At 54.3% G+C, this 18737-nt stretch carries 19 protein-coding genes; 18 read left to right on the forward strand and 1 reads right to left on the reverse strand.

The features are described from left to right. The first annotated feature begins 112 nt into the window (after positions 1-112). The 4 genes from AC007G_RS08790 to AC007G_RS08805 all read left to right on the forward strand — a co-directional run bounded on the left by AC007G_RS08790 (position 113) and on the right by AC007G_RS08805 (position 3931). Positions 113-427 (forward strand): PTS sugar transporter subunit IIB, encoded by a 315-nt coding sequence (locus AC007G_RS08790; RefSeq protein WP_032686631.1) that lies wholly within the window; start codon positions 113-115, stop codon positions 425-427. A 112-nt stretch (positions 428-539) separates the two neighbouring features. Beyond that, positions 540-1862 (forward strand): PTS sugar transporter subunit IIC, encoded by a 1323-nt coding sequence (locus AC007G_RS08795; protein ID WP_032695487.1) that lies wholly within the window; start codon positions 540-542, stop codon positions 1860-1862. 24 nt (positions 1863-1886) lie between these two features. After that, positions 1887-2198, forward strand: a complete 312-nt coding sequence (locus tag AC007G_RS08800) for a PTS lactose/cellobiose transporter subunit IIA (RefSeq protein ID WP_046852005.1) — start codon at positions 1887-1889, stop codon at positions 2196-2198. 59 nt (positions 2199-2257) lie between these two features. After that, a complete protein-coding gene (locus AC007G_RS08805; RefSeq protein ID WP_046852006.1) occupies positions 2258-3931 on the forward strand; it encodes a carbohydrate porin in 1674 nt (557 codons plus the stop codon). Positions 3932-4026: 95 nt separating this feature from the next. Here the strand turns inward: AC007G_RS08805 and flk are convergent, their stop codons facing one another. Next, positions 4027-5001: a flagella biosynthesis regulator Flk gene (gene flk, locus AC007G_RS08810; RefSeq protein ID WP_032686635.1), complete on the reverse strand. Its 975-nt coding sequence runs from the start codon at positions 4999-5001 to the stop codon at positions 4027-4029. A gap of 108 nt (positions 5002-5109) precedes the next feature. On the opposite strand from flk, the gene pdxB reads away from it, so the two are divergent. The 14 genes from pdxB (at position 5110) to hisM (ending at position 18733) form a co-directional block, all read left to right on the forward strand. Continuing rightward, a complete protein-coding gene (gene pdxB / locus AC007G_RS08815) occupies positions 5110-6246 on the forward strand; it encodes a 4-phosphoerythronate dehydrogenase PdxB (RefSeq protein WP_032695484.1) in 1137 nt (378 codons plus the stop codon). Between the two features lie 62 nt (positions 6247-6308). Beyond that, on the forward strand, positions 6309-7322 hold the full coding sequence (locus AC007G_RS08820) for an aspartate-semialdehyde dehydrogenase (RefSeq protein WP_004865217.1): 1014 nt from the start codon (positions 6309-6311) through the stop codon (positions 7320-7322). Next, positions 7322-8134 (forward strand): tRNA pseudouridine(38-40) synthase TruA, encoded by an 813-nt coding sequence (truA, locus tag AC007G_RS08825; protein WP_004865214.1) that lies wholly within the window; start codon positions 7322-7324, stop codon positions 8132-8134. Before AC007G_RS08820 ends, truA begins: the two co-directional genes overlap by 1 nt. 149 nt (positions 8135-8283) lie before the next feature. Next, a complete protein-coding gene (locus tag AC007G_RS08830; RefSeq protein WP_004865212.1) occupies positions 8284-8943 on the forward strand; it encodes a DedA family protein in 660 nt (219 codons plus the stop codon). 200 nt (positions 8944-9143) lie between these two features. After that, positions 9144-10058, forward strand: a complete 915-nt coding sequence (accD, locus tag AC007G_RS08835; RefSeq protein WP_015583770.1) for an acetyl-CoA carboxylase, carboxyltransferase subunit beta — start codon at positions 9144-9146, stop codon at positions 10056-10058. A gap of 189 nt (positions 10059-10247) precedes the next feature. Continuing rightward, entirely contained in the window at positions 10248-11516 is a 1269-nt protein-coding gene (folC, locus tag AC007G_RS08840; protein WP_047663342.1) for a bifunctional tetrahydrofolate synthase/dihydrofolate synthase, read from the forward strand. Beyond that, entirely contained in the window at positions 11506-12204 is a 699-nt protein-coding gene (gene dedD, locus AC007G_RS08845; RefSeq protein ID WP_004865204.1) for a cell division protein DedD, read from the forward strand. The genes folC and dedD overlap by 11 nt, the downstream gene beginning before the upstream one ends. A gap of 198 nt (positions 12205-12402) precedes the next feature. Continuing rightward, a complete protein-coding gene (gene cvpA, locus AC007G_RS08850; protein ID WP_004865201.1) occupies positions 12403-12891 on the forward strand; it encodes a colicin V production protein in 489 nt (162 codons plus the stop codon). 33 nt (positions 12892-12924) lie between these two features. After that, positions 12925-14442: an amidophosphoribosyltransferase gene (gene purF, locus AC007G_RS08855; protein WP_032686639.1), complete on the forward strand. Its 1518-nt coding sequence runs from the start codon at positions 12925-12927 to the stop codon at positions 14440-14442. A gap of 134 nt (positions 14443-14576) precedes the next feature. Next, positions 14577-15161: a UbiX family flavin prenyltransferase gene (locus AC007G_RS08860; protein WP_047665377.1), complete on the forward strand. Its 585-nt coding sequence runs from the start codon at positions 14577-14579 to the stop codon at positions 15159-15161. Between the two features lie 273 nt (positions 15162-15434). Further along, the gene (argT, locus tag AC007G_RS08865; protein ID WP_004865192.1) at positions 15435-16217 is read left to right on the forward strand and encodes a lysine/arginine/ornithine ABC transporter substrate-binding protein ArgT; all 783 of its coding nucleotides are present in this window, start codon (positions 15435-15437) and stop codon (positions 16215-16217) included. Between the two features lie 267 nt (positions 16218-16484). Continuing rightward, complete coding sequence (hisJ, locus tag AC007G_RS08870; protein ID WP_004865189.1) at positions 16485-17267, forward strand: histidine ABC transporter substrate-binding protein HisJ; 783 nt, start codon at positions 16485-16487, stop codon at positions 17265-17267. Between the two features lie 66 nt (positions 17268-17333). After that, positions 17334-18020, forward strand: a complete 687-nt coding sequence (locus AC007G_RS08875; RefSeq protein WP_004865186.1) for a histidine ABC transporter permease HisQ — start codon at positions 17334-17336, stop codon at positions 18018-18020. Beyond that, a complete protein-coding gene (hisM, locus tag AC007G_RS08880) occupies positions 18017-18733 on the forward strand; it encodes a histidine ABC transporter permease HisM (protein ID WP_004865184.1) in 717 nt (238 codons plus the stop codon). Before AC007G_RS08875 ends, hisM begins: the two co-directional genes overlap by 4 nt. Positions 18734-18737 lie beyond the last annotated feature (4 nt).

An 18737-nucleotide genomic window follows, 5' to 3' on the forward strand; every position in this document is an offset into this window, starting at 1 on the left:
GGTTTTTGAACAACTTTTCTCTTGCTAACTGTGATCGCAACTGCGGATAAGAAAATTAACAATTATTACAGTGCTCGTCAATTGAGACTGATGAACAGGAAAAGGAAGGAAAGTGAAAAATATATTGTTAGTTTGTGCTGCCGGGATGTCCACCAGTATGTTAGTGAAACGCATGCAGGAGCATGCTGCGGCGGTGGGGATAGCGGTAAATATCAATGCGCTGGCCATTTCTGAAGCCAAAGAAAAAATCAAAAAAAACGAAGTGGATGTGGTTTTATTAGGGCCGCAGGTTCGTTTCCAGAAAAGTGAAATAGAAGAGGTCGCTCACGGTAAAATGCCGGTTGCGGTTATTGATATGAAATATTACGGGCAAATGGATGGTCCGGCCGTGTTAGACAGCGCGCTCACCTTACTGGCCAATAAATAATTTTTTATCTATTACCCCGGTTAACGCCTGAATATCAGCGTCGTGCCGCCGGATACCTCTGCTCCACTGCTGGGGCGCTATCGCAGATTATCGATAAAAATAAGGATTCATCATGAGTTTTATGAATGCCTTTGAACGCGGCATGGAGAAAATCCTTGTCCCTGTGGCTATAAAACTAAATTCTCAGATTCACGTATCGGCGATTCGGGATGCATTTATCTTATCCTTCCCAATCGTGATGGCCAGTTCGCTGATTATTTTAATTAACTTTGCAATATTGTCTCCTGATGGTTTTATTGCAAGCATTTTACATTTGGGAACAATATTCCCGAATCTTGCTGACGCGCAGCAAATTTTTACTCCAGTGATGAATGGCTCAGTCAATATTATGGCAATATTGATTACCTTTCTCGTTGCACGCAATATCGCGATTAGCTTCCAGCAGGACGATCTGCTGTGCGGACTAACGGCCATTGGCGCCTTTTTTGTGGTCTATACACCTTATACCATCATCGATGGTCAGGCTTATCTGACGACAAAATATCTCGGGCCGCAGGGGCTGTTTGTGGCCATTATCGTTGCGCTGATTTCCAGCGAGGTCTTTTGCCGGCTAGCGCGTAACCCGAAAGTGACGATTACGATGCCGGCAGCGGTACCGCCGGCGGTGGCGCGCTCGTTCAAGGTGCTGTTGCCGATCTTCTTTGTGATGATTTCCTTTTCCATCATTAACTACCTGCTGACCCGCATCTCGCCGAACGGCCTTAACGATCTGATCTATACGCTGATTCAGGCGCCGCTAAAGGATATGGGCACCAACATTATCACCGTTCTGATTCTGGGACTGGTGGCAAACTTCCTGTGGGTGCTGGGGATCCACGGCCCCAATACCGTTGCGGCGATTCGTGAAACTATCTTCTCGGAAGCGAATCTGGAAAACCTCTCCTATGCGGCCTCACACGGCACCACATGGGGGGCGCCTTATCCGATAACCTGGACCGGCATCAACGATGCGTTTGCCAACTGCGGCGGCTCGGGGATGACGCTGGGTCTGCTGCTGGCAATCTTCATCGCTTCGCGGCGTAAAGATTATCGCGATCTGGCGAAAATGGCCTTCGTACCGGGCTTGTTCAATATCAACGAACCGGTGATGTTTGGTTTACCGATAGTCCTGAACCCGATTCTGGTGATTCCGTTTATTCTGGTTCCTTTTATTAACTCGTTGATCGGTTACTTCTTTATTAGCATGGAATTTATCCCGCCGATTGCCTACGCGGTTCCGTGGACCACGCCAGGTCCGCTGATTGCCTTCTTTGGTACCGGCGGTAACTGGTTAGCGCTCTTTGTCGGCATTCTGTGCCTTGCTGTTTCAACGCTGATCTATTTACCGTTTGTTATTGCGGCGAATAAGGTGAATACCGCAGCGACCGCTGAGTAATGAAAAAGACGTGGGGAAATAAATATGTTTGCTGATGAAAGCACGGTGATGGAACTGCTTATCCATGCCGGACAGGCCCGCTCGGATGCCATGGAGGCCATCGCCGCCTCACGCCGCCGGGAATGGAGGACCGCTGAGAAGCTAATGGCCAGTTCAGAAATGGCCTGCCGGGAGGCGCACAAGATACAAACGGCGCTGATTGGTCTGGATGAAGGCTGCGGGAAAATTACCGTCAATCTTATTCTGGTTCACGCGCAGGACCATTTAATGACCGCGATGCTGTGCCAGGATTTAGCTAAAGAAATTATTGCGTTGCGACAAGAACTCACTGCCTGACTTTCTCTGCCTTCAGCCATCCGGCTGAAGGCGTATTATAAAAATATGAAAGGTACTCTATGTATTCAAGTCAATTGAAGGTTAGCTTATTGTCTTTATCGGTACTTCTGGCTATTTCGTCACCCTCTGTTTTAGCGGCGAAATTAACTATTGAACAACGTCTTGAATTGCTGGAATCAGAATTATCAGCCAATAAAAAAGAATTGCAAAAAACGCAATCACAATTATCGACGTATAAAGATAAAGTGGCCGTGTTACAAAAAAGTATAAAAGAAAATGAGAAAAGAAATGTCACCGCGGGTTACCCGACGGCGACCTCTCCGGCGGCAGAAAATATCGCCAATGAAAATAATGAAATCAGCCAACGGGCGGCGCCGGCAGAAGTCAAAGCGACACAGCAGGTGGCGGTCATTAATACCGACGGTAAGAAGGCGAAAGTTGAGAGCGTGACCATGAAAGATCTCAGCAAATTCGTCAAAGAGGATATTGGTTTCAGCTATCAGGGATATCTACGTTCCGGCTGGGGCACCTCAAATCACGGGTCGTCGCAGACCTATGCGGCGGGTTCGCTGGGCCGCTTTGGTAATGAAATGAGCGGCTGGTTTGATCTGACCTTAAATCAGCGGGTTTATAACCAGGATGGGAAAACCGCCAATGCCGTCGTGACCTACGATGGTAATGTCGGTGAGCAGTATAACGATGCCTGGTTTGGCGACACCAATAACGAAAATATTCTTCAGTTCAGCGATATCTATCTCACCACCAAAGGATTCCTGCCGTTTGCGCCGGAGGCTGATTTCTGGGTAGGTAAACACAAACTTCCGGAATATGAGATCCAGATGCTTGACTGGAAATCGTTGACCACCGATGTTGCAGCCGGTGTCGGGATCCAGAACTGGGCGCTGGGCGTCGGGCAGCTTGACGCTTCTCTCAGTCGCAATGATGTGGATGTTTATTCGCGTGATTTCACGCAGACCACACAAATGAACACCAATTCGCTGGATCTGCGCTACCGCAATATTCCGCTGTGGAACAACGGCTCGCTGTCGTTGATGGGCAAATATGCTTTTGCAAACAAGAATGATGAACAGGAGAAAAACGAGGATAACAATAGCTACTTTAGGCTCAAGGATAGCTGGATGGCCACCGGGATCATCCGTCAGGAGCTGGAGCGTAAGGGCTTTAATGAATTTACGCTCCAGGTGGCGAATAACTCTTATGCCAGCAGCTTCTCGAACTTCTCCGGTGCCAGTAACTCCATGGCCCACGGGCGCTACTACTATGGCGATCATACTAACGGTGTCGCTTTACGTTTGATTTCACAGGGCGAAATGTACCTGGCCGATCGCGTGATTATGGCTAATGCGCTGGTCTGGTCGCACGGGAACGATATCTACAGTTACGAAAGCGGCGCGCATAGTGATTTTGACAGCTTCCGCGCGGTGATTCGTCCGGCATGGATTTGGGATACCTGGAATCAGACCGGGGTGGAGTTAGGCTGGTTTGCGCAGAAAAACAAAACGGAGCAAGGCAGAGATTTGAAAGAATCGGCATATAAAACGACGCTCTATCATGCGCTGAAAGTCGGGCCGAGTCTGTTAGGTTCGCGACCGGAAATTCGTTTCTACGGAACCTATATCAATATTCTGGATAACGACCTGTCACAGTATCGGTTCAACGACGACAGTAAGGATGAATTGATGCTGGGCGTGCAGGCCGAGGTGTGGTGGTAATTGCCTCATCAAGACATCAACGCCCGCATCATGCGGGCGTTTGAGTAAAAAGATAATCGCCAACGATACCCTGTCTGACCGCGAGCTACGCGGAATTACATCACCAGCCAGAGCAGAGCGATAAGCAGTATCAACACCACAACAATCACTCCCGGCTTTTTGAGCCTCCCGGCGAGCGAAGCGGGTTCCGGTGGCAGCGCGGGAATAGCCAGCGTTTCTTGCGCCCGGGCGACACGAAGCACAAAGACCTTATTCAGTAGCGTCAGAATCTGCGTTGCGCTCAACGCCGTTTGCGGCGTGACGTGCCAGCTGTGCTGGGCAAAATCGACGATCTTTTGCCACTCCTGAGCTTCCAGCGGCTGCTTCAGTGCCGCCTGTAGCGAGGTGAGCGTCGGAGCGGCCTGCGCGCTCAGCGTCTGCCGCGCATGCAGCCAGTAGGAGAGGGGGGTGAAATGGGTGGCCGGAATCAGTTCACCGGTTTTCACACCGCACAGCTCCAGCATTGACTGCCAGATAAGTTTGCCGGGTTCGCCGGTCGCCGCGGCAAGCCTGCTCACCTGCTGATTCAGCGTATTGTGCTCCGCGGGCAATAGCGGACGCAGAGTCGGCTGGCGCTGCTGCGGCTGAGGGATCGACAGCTGGCCGTTTTGCAGGAGCTGCAGCACATTTTGCAGCTGCTCCTGCGTCAGTGCGTGCAGCGTCGTTTGCCCATAATGCTGGCGGATATAGTCGCTCACTGCCTGACGGTTGTTCCCTTGACTCAGCAACTCGCTCAACTGCGCCAGAATCTGGCGCTGATGGTGGTTTTGCTGCGCCACGGTTAAGCGTTGATTCAGGTTGTTTTCGGCAGCGCTAAAGTGGCAAGCCAGCAGCGGCGCATCGCCTTTGAGCCCCAGATCGTGCTTGATTCCCGCCCACACTTCCGCGTTCTGCTGCGAGGTTAACGCCATCAGGCGCGTAATCAGTCGCTCGAGAACGGTACGTTGTTGCATGGTTAGCGCGGGCTCTCCGGCGACGGAAGCGCCGGTCCCCGGGGGACGATCGGACATACCTGAAACGGGTTGTGTCATATTAATCCTTTCCGTATTGCTGTACAGAGGCCCGGTGATGATGTTCCTGGCGGCGAGATTATGGCACACTTCCCCGGTTTACTCTCGTTCTCAGACAGGTACTGAACCGTGAAAATCCTCGTTGATGAAAATATGCCCTATGCCCGCGAGCTTTTTAGTCGCCTGGGCGAAGTCGAGGCGGTCCCCGGCCGTCCGGTCCCCGTCGATGCGTTGACCGGCGCCGATGCGTTGATGGTTCGCTCGGTCACCAAAGTCAATGAAGCGCTGCTCGCCGGCAAAGCAATTAAATTCGTGGGCACCGCGACAGCCGGTACCGATCATGTCGATCGGACGTGGCTGCAGCAGGCCGGAATTGGCTTTTCTGCCGCGCCGGGTTGCAACGCGATCGCGGTCGTAGAATATGTTTTCTCGGCGCTGCTGATGCTGGCTGAGCGCGACGGTTTCGCGCTGACCGATCGTACCGTCGGGATCGTCGGCGTCGGCAACGTCGGTGGGCGCCTGCAAAAGCGTCTGGAAGCGCTGGGGATCAAAACGCTGTTGTGCGATCCGCCGCGTGCCGATCGGGGAGATGAAGGCGACTTCCGCACCCTGGATGAGCTGGTAGAGGAAGCGGACGTTCTGACGTTCCACACCCCTTTATATAAAGAAGGTCGTTACACAACCCTGCATCTGGCCGATGAGGCGCTGATTCGCCGTCTGAAACCGGGAAGCGTGCTGATCAATGCCTGCCGCGGACCGGTGGTGGATAACGCTGCGCTGCTGGCCTGCCTGCAAAGCGGGCAGGCGTTGAGCGTCGTGCTTGATGTCTGGGAACCTGAGCCGGATTTGAATCTTGCGCTGCTGGATCGCGTCGATATTGGCACTGCGCACATTGCAGGCTACACCCTCGAAGGGAAAGCGCGCGGGACGACGCAGGTTTTTGAAGCCTACAGCGCCTTTATCGGCCATCCGCAACAGGTAGCGCTGGACACGTTGCTGCCAGCCCCGGAGTTTGGTCGCATTACCCTGCACGGCGCGCTCGATCAGCCAACGCTGAAACGATTGGTGCATTTGGTGTATGATGTGCGCCGCGATGATGCGCCGCTGCGAAAAGTGGCCGGCGTGCCGGGTGAATTTGATAAGCTGCGCAAGAATTATCAGGAACGCCGTGAATGGTCATCACTGTACGTGCAGTGCAGCGATGTGCAGGCGGCGACGCTGCTGCGTCAGCTCGGTTTTAATGCCGTACATCACCCCATTCGTTAATGTCTTCTTAATGACCCTGTTGGATACTCCGGCAGGGTCGCTTTTCTCTGGAGTAAACCACCATGTCTGAAGGCTGGAATATTGCCGTACTGGGCGCAACGGGCGCCGTCGGCGAAGCCCTGCTCGACACCCTTGCTGAACGTCAGTTCCCGGTGGGTGATATCTATGCGCTGGCGCGCAATGAGAGCGCGGGAGAGCATCTGCGTTTTAGCGGTAAGTCGGTGATCGTGCAGGATGCTGCCGTATTTGACTGGACCCAGGTACAGCTGGCCTTTTTTGCCGCCGGCGTTGAAGCGAGTGCGGCCTATGTTGATGAGGCGACCAATGCCGGTTGTCTGGTTATCGATCTCAGCGGTCTGTTTGCGCTGGAGCCGGACGTACCGCTGGTTGTGCCGGAAGTGAACCCGTTTGTACTGGCCGATTACCGTAATCGCAACGTCATCGCCGTCGCCAACAGCCTGACCAGCCAGCTGCTGACGGCGCTGAAACCGCTGATCGATGAAGGCGGCCTGTCGCGTATCAGCGTGACCAGCCTGATCTCCGCTTCCGCATACGGTAAAAAAGCCGTTGATGCGCTGGCAGGTCAGAGCGCGAAGCTGCTCAACGGTATGCCCATCGATGATGAAGATTTCTTTGGCCGTCAGCTGGCGTTTAACATGCTGCCGCTGCTGCCGGATCGTGAGGGCAGCGTGCGCGAAGAGCGCCGTATTGTCGATGAAGTTCGCAAGATCCTCCAGGATGAAGGATTGATGGTTTCCGCCAGCGTCGTGCAGTCGCCGGTGTTCTACGGTCATGCGCAGATGGTGAACTTCGAAGCAATGCGCCCGCTGGCGGCAGAAGAGGCGCGTGATGCCTTCGCTCGCGGCGAAGATATTGAGCTCTCCGCCGAGCGCGAATTTCCGACTCAGGTCGGCGATGCTTCAGGTACCGCGCAACTCTCCGTCGGCTGCGTACGCAATGATTACGGGATGCCGGAACAGATTCAGTTCTGGTCCGTTGCCGATAACGTGCGCTTCGGCGGCGCGCTGATGGCGGTGAAAATCGCCGAGAAACTGGTGCAGGAGTATCTGTACTGATGTCTGAGATGGAGCAGCAGCCGGTCTATAAAATCGCGCTGGGCATCGAGTACGACGGCAGCAAATATTACGGCTGGCAGCGGCAAAACGAAGTTCGCAGCGTGCAGGAGAAGCTGGAAAAGGCGCTCTCGCAGGTGGCGAATGAACCGATTACCGTGTTCTGCGCTGGTCGCACCGACGCCGGTGTTCATGGCACCGGCCAGGTTGTGCATTTTGAGACCCATGCGCTGCGCAAAGACGCGGCCTGGACGCTGGGGGTTAATGCGAATTTGCCTGGAGACATCGCCGTCCGTTGGGTGAAGCATGTACCGGATGATTTCCACGCTCGCTTCAGCGCTACCGCGCGTCGCTACCGTTACGTCATCTATAATCACCGCCTGCGTCCGGCGGTGTTAAGCCAGGGCGTCACCCATTATCATCAGCCTCTGGATGCGGAGCGGATGCAGCGCGCCGCCCAGTGTTTGCTGGGTGAAAATGATTTCACCTCATTTCGCGCGGTGCAGTGCCAGTCGCGCACGCCGTGGCGGAATATTAACCATATTAGCGTCACGCGGTATGGCGCGTATGTGGTGGTAGATATCAAAGCGAATGCCTTTGTACATCATATGGTAAGGAACATTGTCGGCAGCCTGATGGAAGTGGGGGCCGGGAACCAGCCAGAGAGCTGGATAGCAGAACTTCTGGCGGCGAAAGACAGGAAGCTGGCCGCCGCGACGGCAAAAGCAGAAGGGTTGTATCTGGTGTCGGTGGATTATCCGGCCCGCTACGATCTGCCGGTGATGCCGATGGGCCCGCTGTTTCTGGCGGACTAACATTAACGCTTTATCCTTCAGGCTGCCTGCTTGCTGGCTGCATCTGAGCGTTCCGGTCGGGGAATTCTTTCTGCGACCGGAAACGACCGGTTTGTTGTCGCACGGTATCCTGGCCGATTTTGTGTCGTGTCATTAAGGACTCATACAATATGGACCTGATTCGCTTTTTAATTGATTTCATCCTGCATATTGATGTTCATCTGGCTGAGCTGGTGGCCAACTATGGCGTCTGGGTATACGCCATTCTGTTTTTGATTCTGTTCTGCGAAACCGGTCTGGTGGTGACGCCATTCCTGCCCGGCGATTCGCTGCTGTTCGTGGCCGGCGCGCTGTCGGCGCTGCCGACGAACGATCTGAACGTGCATCTGATGGTGGCATTGATGGTCATTGCGGCCATTGTCGGCGATGCGCTGAACTACACTATCGGACGGCTGTTTGGCGAAAAGCTCTTCAGTAACCCTGATTCGAAGATTTTCCGTCGTAGCTACCTGGATAAAACCCATTCGTTCTATGAGCGTCACGGCGGTAAAACGATTATTCTTGCGCGTTTTGTGCCGATCGTCAGAACCTTCGCGCCGTTTGTGGCGGGAATGGGCCATATGTCCTATCGTCATTTTGCAGCGTATAACGTGGTTGGTGCGCTGCTGTGGGTTCTGCTGTTTACCTACGCAGGCTACCTGTTTGGCGATTTGCCGATCGTTCAGGAAAACCTGAAGCTGCTGATTGTCGCCATTATTGTGCTGTCGGTGCTGCCTGGGGTCATTGAAATTATTCGCCACAAGCGCGCGGCGGCGAAGCAGACCAAATAACCCTCCTGCTTTTATCTGCTTCGGGCAGCAGCGTGCTGCCCGAAGAGGGAAGTGTGAGCGGTACGACCACTTTTTTATCCCATGTTACGGGATGTTATGATTTAATGTGCAACATTCATGGTCTGTAAGGGTCAAAAATGGCATTATGCGCCCCTTACGACAAAACTGGCATCGACCAGGTTCAGGCAGAAAGGTTATCAATGAGCTGGATTGAACGAATTAAAAGCAATATCACTCCCACCCGCAAGGCAAGCATTCCTGAGGGTGTATGGACCAAGTGTGACAGCTGCGGGCAGGTTCTGTACCGCGCGGAGCTGGAGCGCAACCTGGAGGTTTGCCCTAAGTGCGATCACCACATGCGTATGTCGGCGCGTAATCGCCTGCATAGCCTGTTGGACGAAGGTTCCCTGGTGGAGCTGGGAAGCGAGCTCGAGCCGAAAGATGTGCTGAAGTTCCGCGATTCGAAAAAATACAAAGACCGTCTGGCGTCCGCGCAAAAAGAGACCGGTGAAAAAGATGCGCTGGTGGTCATGAAGGGCACTCTGCACGAGATGCCGGTTGTCGCAGCAGCATTCGAATTCTCCTTTATGGGCGGCTCGATGGGCTCGGTTGTTGGCGCTCGCTTCGTGCGCGCGGTAGAACAGGCGCTGGAAGATAATTGCCCGCTGATTTGCTTCTCCGCTTCCGGCGGCGCGCGTATGCAGGAAGCGCTGATGTCGCTGATGCAGATGGCGAAAACGTCAGCCGCGCTGGCGAAAATGCAGGAGCGTGGTTTACCGTATATCTCCGTACTGACCGACCCGACCATGGGCGGCGTATCGGCGAGCTTCGCCATGCTGGGCGATCTTAACATTGCGGAACCGAAAGCGCTGATCGGCTTCGCGGGTCCTCGCGTTATCGAGCAGACCGTACGTGAGAAACTGCCGCCGGGCTTCCAGCGCAGTGAGTTCCTGATTGAAAAAGGGGCGATCGATATGATCGTTCGTCGCCCGGAAATGCGTCTGAAGCTGGCCAGCATTCTGGCGAAGCTGATGAATCTTCCGGCGCCCAGCCAGGACGTCTCTCACGAAGGTGAGGTGGTGCCACCGGCACCGGATCAGGAACCAGAGGCCTGATAATTCGGAGGGCAGGCCTGACGGCGCTGCCCTTTTTTAATTCTATGCGCCATCATTCAAACTGCGGCGCGGCGGAAAGGCTAAAGCCCCGTCAGGGCCCGGTCCAGTGGACAGCGTGGGTGACGAGCGCTGCCGGCAAGAGGCAGTTTGAAGGATGAAGCGTATTTACCGTTAACACTCGCGGACATCATGGAAAAAGAACCTATTCCTCAGGCCACGTCGCCCCTGGCTACGTGGCTTTCCTATCTGGAGCATCTGCACAGTAAAACCATCGATCTGGGGCTGACCCGCGTGAGCGAAGTCGCCGAACGAATGGCGGTGTTAAAGCCGGCGCCGTTCGTCTTTACGGTGGCGGGAACCAACGGTAAAGGAACCACCTGCCGCACGCTGGAGTCTGTGCTGATGGCGGCGGGCTACAAGGTGGGGGTTTACAGTTCACCGCATCTGGTGCGCTATACCGAGCGCGTGCGAGTACAGGGCGCGGAGCTGCCGGAAGCGGCGCATACCGCCTCTTTTGCTGAAATTGAAGCCGCGCGCGGTGAGATTTCCCTGAGCTATTTCGAGTTTGGTACGCTCTCTGCACTGTGGTTGTTTAAGCAGGCGCAGCTCGACGTGGTGATCCTTGAGGTTGGTCTCGGCGGGCGTCTTGATGCCACCAATATCGTTGATGCGGATGTGGCGGTGGTAACCAGCATCGCCCTGGATCATACTGACTGGCTGGGGCCGGATCGGGAAAGCATTGGCCGCGAGAAGGCCGGTATTTTCCGTGCCGGTAAACCGGCCGTCGTTGGCGAACCGGAGATGCCCCATACCATCGCAGAGGTAGCCGCCGGGAAAGGCGCAACGCTTCTGCGTCGCGACGTCGACTGGCGCTATGCCGCCGGTGCGCAGACGTGGTCATTCAGTGACGGGGAGGGGACACTGGCAGATTTACCGTTGCCTCAGATTCCGCTGCCAAATGCCGCAACGGCGCTGGCGGCGCTGCGAGCCAGCCGACTTCAGGTGAGCGATCGGGCGATTCGCGACGGTATTAAACAGGCTATGCTGCCGGGGCGCTTTCAGATAATCAGCGAAACGCCGCGCGTTATTCTCGATGTGGCGCATAACCCCCATGCGGCAGCCTGGCTCGCCGGACGTCTCAAAAGCCTGTCGAAAACGGGGCGCGTGCTGGCGGTTGTTGGTATGCTGCATGATAAGGATATTGCCGGCACGCTGGCAAACCTGACGGCGGAAGTGGATAGCTGGTACTGTGCGCCTCTGGAGGGGCCGCGCGGTGCAACGGCGCAACAGCTGCAGGAGCATTTGCACGCAGGAAAAGCTTATGCCAACGTGGCTCAGGCCTGGCATGCGGCGATGGCCGATGCCAGACCGGAAGATACGGTGCTGGTGTGTGGTTCATTCCATACGGTGGCGCATGTAATGGAAGAAATAGAGGCGGGGAGAATCGGTGGCGAGTAAGTTTCAGAACCGTTTAGTCGGGACGATTGTACTGGTAGCGCTGGGGGTGATTATCCTCCCGGGACTGCTTGACGGTCAGAAAAAGCATTATCAGGACGAGTTCGCGGCCATTCCACTGGTGCCAAAACCGGGCGATCGCGATGAGCCGGATATGCTTCCGGCGGCGACTCAGGCCCTTCCGGCCCAACCGCCGGAAGGGGCGGCGGAAGAGGTCAGAGCGGGAGACGCCGCTGCGCCGTCATTGGATCCGTCGCGTATTCCGGTTAACAGCAACAGTTTCGATGATGTGCAGGAGCCGGTGGTCGCGCCGAAGCCGCAGCCCAAACCGCAGCCTCAGCCTAAACCGCAGCCTCAGCCGCCGAAGCCGGTTGAGAAGCCGCAGCCGCAGCAACAAACCGTTGCCCAGACGCCGCCGGCGAAACCGGCAGAGATACCTGCTCCGACCGGCAAAGCCTATGTGGTACAGCTCGGTGCGTTGAAGAATGCGGATAAGGTCAACGAAATCGTCGGTAAGCTGCGTTCCTCCGGGTTTAAGGTCTACACGTCGCCTTCGACGCCGGTTCAGGGTAAAATTACCCGTATTCTGGTCGGTCCCGATACCTCAAAAGATAAACTGAAAGGGCAGCTTGGCGACCTGAAACAGATCTCCGGCCTGAGCGGTGTGGTCATGGGATATAGCCCCAACTAATCTTGCCCCTTGCCGCGCTGATGAGGGGCGAAGCTCCTGTCTGACGCGCTTTCAGGAGGCGCAAGGCAGCATGGCGTTGAATGTTTTTTCAGCGCCATTTTTATTTCTGTAGGGCACGGAAATCCCTACGCAAACGTTTTCTTTTTCTGTTAGAATGCGCCCCGAACCGGACGACAGGGCGTAAATCGTGGGATGTTTATGGTCTGGATTGATTACGTCATTATAGCGGTGATTGGTTTTTCCTGTCTGGTAAGCCTGATCCGCGGCTTTGTTCGTGAAGCGTTATCGCTGGTAACCTGGGGATGTGCTTTCTTTGTCGCCAGTCATTACTACACTTACCTGGCTGTCTGGTTCACGGGCTTTGAAGACGAAATGGTCCGCAATGGGATTGCTATCGCGATACTGTTTATCGCAACGCTTATCGTTGGCGCCATCGTTAACTATGTGATTGGCGCACTGGTTGAGAAAACGGGCCTGTCGGGTACCGACAGGGTGTTAGGGATCTGTTTTGGCGCCCTGCGTGGCGTGCTGATTGTCTCTGCGATTCTGTTCTTTCTCGATAGCTTTACCGGTATGGCGAAAAGCGAAGACTGGCAAAAGTCAGAGCTTATCCCGCAGTTCAGTTTCGTTATCAGATGGTTTTTTGACTATCTGCAAAGCTCGTCAAGTTTCTTGCCCAAAGCATAAGCGTTGGGATGTGGCTGAACGAGGAAAAGACGTATGTGCGGTATTGTCGGTATCGCCGGTGTTATGCCGGTAAACCAGTCGATTTATGACGCGTTAACGGTGCTTCAGCATCGTGGCCAGGATGCCGCAGGCATCATCACTATTGATGCAAATAACTGTTTCCGTTTGCGTAAGGCGAACGGACTGGTGAGCGACGTTTTTGAAGCTCGCCACATGCAGCGTATGCAGGGCAATATGGGGATTGGCCATGTTCGCTATCCTACGGCGGGCAGCTCAAGTGCCTCCGAAGCGCAGCCTTTCTATGTCAACTCACCGTATGGTATTACGTTGGCGCATAACGGCAATCTGACCAACGCGCACGAGCTGCGCAAGAAGCTGTTTGAAGAAAAACGCCGCCATATCAACACCACCTCCGATTCTGAAATCCTGCTCAACATCTTCGCCAGCGAGCTGGATAACTTCCGTCATTACCCACTGGAAGCGGATAACATTTTTGCCGCGATTGCCGCCACCAACCGTCAGATCCGCGGCGCCTATGCCTGCGTGGCGATGATTATCGGTCACGGTATGGTCGCGTTCCGCGATCCGAACGGCATCCGCCCTCTGGTGTTGGGGAAACGTGATGTTGGCGATGGTCGTACCGAGTATATGGTGGCCTCCGAAAGCGTGGCGCTGGATACCCTGGGCTTCGAATTCCTGCGCGATGTGGCGCCGGGTGAAGCGGTCTATATTACCGAGAAGGGCCAGCTGTTTACCCGTCAGTGCGCCGAGAATCCGGTCAGCAACCCGTGCCTCTTTGAGTACGTCTATTTTGCTCGCCCGGACTCGTTTATCGACAAAATTTCCGTCTACAGCGCGCGCGTCAATATGGGCACCAAACTGGGTGAGAAGATCGCTCGCGAGTGGGAAGATCTGGACATCGACGTGGTCATTCCGATTCCGGAAACCTCCTGCGATATTGCGCTGGAAATCGCCCGAATCCTCGATAAACCCTATCGCCAGGGCTTCGTGAAAAACCGCTACGTTGGCCGCACCTTTATCATGCCAGGTCAGCAGCTGCGCCGGAAATCCGTACGCCGTAAGCTCAATGCTAACCGCGCAGAATTCCGGGATAAAAACGTCCTGCTGGTTGATGACTCCATCGTGCGTGGCACCACCTCGGAGCAGATTATCGAGATGGCGCGCGAAGCCGGCGCGAAAAAAGTCTATCTGGCTTCCGCGGCGCCAGAGATTCGTTTCCCGAACGTTTACGGCATTGATATGCCGACGGCTACCGAGCTTATCGCCCACGGTCGCGAAGTGGACGAAATCCGCCAGATCATTGGCGCTGATGGTCTTATCTTCCAGGATCTGAACGATCTGATTGATGCCGTACGTGTGGAAAATCCGGATATTCAACAGTTTGAATGTTCGGTATTTAACGGCGTATACGTCACTAAGGATGTGGACCAGCAGTACCTCGATTATCTCGATTCCTTACGTAATGACGATGCGAAAGCGGTGCAGCGTCTGAACGAAGTGGAAAATTTAGAGATGCATAACGAAGGCTAATTGACCCTGGCGTTGTGAAAAGCCCGCCGTCATATGACCGCGGGCTTTTGTGTTCTTAACGCGTGGCCGCAAGGCTTGCGTCCGCTGCTATAATCCGGCAAAGTCTGCCCCATTATGTGGAAGAGGGCATCATCGTGAAACGACTTATTATTGGTATCTCTGGCGCCAGCGGCGCCATTTACGGTGTGCGACTGCTTCAGATTTTACGCGATGTGCCTGATGTCGAAACGCATCTGATCATGAGCCAGGCAGCGCGGCAGACGCTGGCGCTGGAGACCGAGTACTCTCTGCGGGAAGTGCAGGCGCTGGCGGATGTGGTCCATGATGCGCGCGATATCGCCGCCAGTATCTCGTCGGGGTCGTTCAAGACGGCCGGAATGGTGATTCTGCCTTGCTCGGTGAAAACGCTTTCTGGCATTGTTCACAGCTATACCGATGGTCTGCTGACCCGCGCGGCGGACGTGGTCCTCAAAGAGCGTCGTCCGCTGGTACTGTGCGTGCGGGAAACGCCGTTCCATCTCGGGCATCTGCGCCTGATGGTGCAGGCGGCAGAGATGGGAGCGGTGATTATGCCGCCGGTTCCGGCCTTCTACCATCGCCCGCAAACCCTCGATGATGTGATTAATCAGACCGTCAACCGGGTTATCGATCAGTTCGATATTACCCTCCCGCAGGATCTGTTTACCCGTTGGCAGGGACCTTCGGACGCACTAAAGTAGTGCGTGCCGTGAACTTTTGCGCCTCCGCAGTGCAATTTTGTCGCCTCGATCAAATCCTCAACATTTAATTTGTTTTTTTGCGTTCGGCCACTGCGGTTTGTCCGTCAATGCTGTTATCTTCCCTCTTAAGACAATCCTGCAACTTTATATTAACAAATTTAACGCTGTTTCCAGCACGCACTGAGAAGATGGCATAAAACCTGCAGGATGAGTCGGCTACACATAACGAAACAACGCACCATATAACAACATCACGACACTTAAGGGTATTGTATGAAGAAGACGATCCTGGCCCTCTCTTTAATCATGGGAATCAGCAGCGCTTCCAGCGTTTTTGCCGCGCTTCCGCAAAGCATTCGTATCGGTACCGATGCCACCTACGCGCCTTTCTCCTCGAAAGATGCGAAAGGGGATTTCGTGGGTTTTGATATCGATTTGGGCAATGAGCTGTGTTCGCGTATCAAAGTAAAATGTACCTGGGTGGGGAGCGACTTTGATTCATTGATTCCCTCGCTGAAGGCGAAGAAAATTGACGCCATTATCTCTTCCTTATCGATTACTGAAAAACGGCAGCAGGAGATTGCCTTCTCTGACAAACTGTATGCCGCTGACTCCCGTCTGATTGCGCCAAAAGGCTCATCAATCCAGCCGACGCTGGAATCCCTGAAGGGCAAACACGTCGGGGTACTACAGGGTTCCACTCAGGAAGCGTACGGCAATGAGCGCTGGCGTAGCCAGGGCGTGGATGTCGTTGCCTACCAGAACCAGGATCTGATCTATTCCGACCTTGCTGCCGGCCGACTTGACGCTGCGCTGCAGGATGAAGTCGCCGCCAGCGAAGGCTTCCTCAAACAACCTGCCGGTAAAGATTTCGCCTTTGCCGGCCCCTCTGTCAAAGATAAAAAATTCTTCGGTGATGGTACCGGCATTGGCCTGCGTAAAACCGATGGCGAGCTGAAAGCCGCTTTCGACAGTGCGTTGGCTGAAATGCGTAAAGACGGGACCTACGACAAAATGGCGAAGAAATACTTCAACTTCAACGTCTACGGTGACTAAACACGCCGCGGGCCCGGGAAACCGGGCCTGAGGGATTTCGCATGTCCACGATTGCACTAAATTGGTGCAAATTTACCTGCGGTGTTCCGATTTGGTGCATAAAAGGCGGTTTTGTCGGGCGCTTAGTGCATAGTTAAGCGTTTATGGTGCGAAATAATTGGCTTCCGGGCGCAGAATGCTTTGCCTTACCGGGGCGAATAATGGCACGATAACTGGCGTAAGTACTTCTAATAAACTCGTTAGAATGACAGTCTGTTGAGGATAGTTATGAAAAAACTGGCGTTGTCTCTTTCTTTAGCGCTGGCCCTTTCCAGCGTTAGCACGGTATTCGCAGCCATTCCGCAAAAACTACGTATCGGTACCGATCCAACTTATGCCCCGTTCGAATCGAAAAATGCGCAGGGTCAGTTGATTGGTTTTGACATCGATTTGGCAAAAGAGCTGTGTAAGCGTATCAATACGCAATGTACCTTCGTTGAAAACCCGCTGGATGCGCTGATCCCTTCTTTAAAAGCGAAGAAAATCGATGCGATTATGTCTTCGTTGTCCATTACCGAAAAACGTCAGCAGGAAATTGCTTTCACCGACAAACTTTACGCTGCGGATTCCCGTCTTGTCGTGAAAAAAGGCAGTGATATCACGCCGGATCTCGCCAGACTGAAAGGCAAGCGGATCGGTGTGCTTCAGGGGACCACCCAGGAGACCTACGGTAATGAGCACTGGGCACCGAAAGGCATTGAAATTGTCTCCTACCAGGGCCAGGACAATATCTATTCCGACCTGACCGCCGGGCGCATCGACGCGGCGTTCCAGGATGAAGTCGCCGCGAGCGAAGGCTTCCTCAAACAGCCTGTTGGCAAAGATTACCAGTTTGGCGGTCCGTCGATTAAGGATGAAAAACTGTTTGGCGTCGGTACCGGCATGGGTCTGCGTAAAGAGGACAACGAGCTGCGTGAGGCGTTAAATAAAGCCTTCGCGGATATGCGCAAAGATGGCACCTACGACAAGCTGGCAAAAAAATATTTCGATTTTAACGTGTACGGTGACTAAGCATCATACGTACCCCATCGCGCGCATGTTGGCGCGCGATGGTCGATGACAGACAGGGCAGACAGCATGCTGTACGGGTTTTCACAGGTTATTTTACAGGGCGCTCTGGTCACGCTGGAGCTGGCTCTTAGTTCGGTTGTGCTGGCGGTCCTCATTGGTCTGGCGGGTGCCGGAGCTAAGCTATCGAGCAATCGACCGCTGGCGCTGGTATTTGAAGGCTACACCACGTTAATTCGCGGCGTGCCCGATCTGGTGCTGATGCTACTGATTTTCTACGGTCTGCAGATTGCGCTGAATACGCTCACCGACGCACTGGGACTATCGCAGTTTGATATTGACCCGATGATCGCGGGGATTATTACGCTGGGCTTTATCTACGGCGCCTATTTTACTGAAACCTTCCGCGGCGCTTTTATGGCGGTTCCGAAAGGTCACATCGAAGCGGCGACGGCCTTTGGCTTCAGCAACGGCCAGACCTTCCGGCGGATCCTCTTTCCGGCAATGATGCGCTATGCATTACCGGGAATTGGCAACAACTGGCAGGTTATCCTCAAGGCAACGGCGCTGGTCTCTCTGCTGGGGCTGGAGGATGTGGTCAAAGCCACCCAGCTGGCAGGGAAAAGCACCTGGCAGCCGTTCTACTTTGCGATTGTCTGCGGCCTGGTTTATCTCGTGTTTACAACCGTTTCCAATGGTGTACTGCTGCTGCTTGAACGCCGTTACTCCGTGGGCGTGAAGAGGGCTGACCTGTGATTGAGATTATTCAGGAGTACTGGAAATCGCTGCTGTGGACCGACGGCTACCGTTTTACCGGGGTGGCCATCACGCTGTGGCTGTTAATTTCCTCGGTGGTGATGGGCGGCATTCTGGCGGTGTTTCTTGCTATCGGGCGCGTCTCAAGCAACAAATACATTCAGTTTCCGATCTGGCTGTTTACCTATGTGTTCCGCGGTACGCCGCTGTATGTGCAGCTGCTGGTGTTTTACTCCGGGATGTATACGCTGGAAATCGTCAAAGGCACCGAGCTGCTGAACGCCTTTTTCCGCAGCGGCCTCAACTGTACGGTGCTGGCCTTAACGCTCAATACCTGCGCCTATACCACGGAGATTTTTGCCGGGGCGATCCGTTCCGTTCCTCCCGGGGAAATTGAAGCGGCGCGGGCCTATGGTTTCTCATCGGTCAAAATGTATCGCTGCATTATTTTGCCGTCTGCGCTGCGTATCGCGCTGCCAGCGTACAGCAACGAAGTGATTCTGATGCTGCACTCCACCGCGCTGGCTTTTACTGCCACCGTGCCGGATCTGCTGAAAATCGCCAGGGATATTAACTCGGCGACCTATCAGCCGTTTACCGCCTTCGGGATTGCCGCGGTGCTCTATTTAATTATTTCGTATGTGCTGATTAGCCTGTTCCGCAAGGCGGAAAAGCGTTGGTTGCAGCATATAAAACCTTCTTCGACGCATTGAGACC

It is taken from the genome of Klebsiella sp. CSG-1, assembly GCF_056521145.1.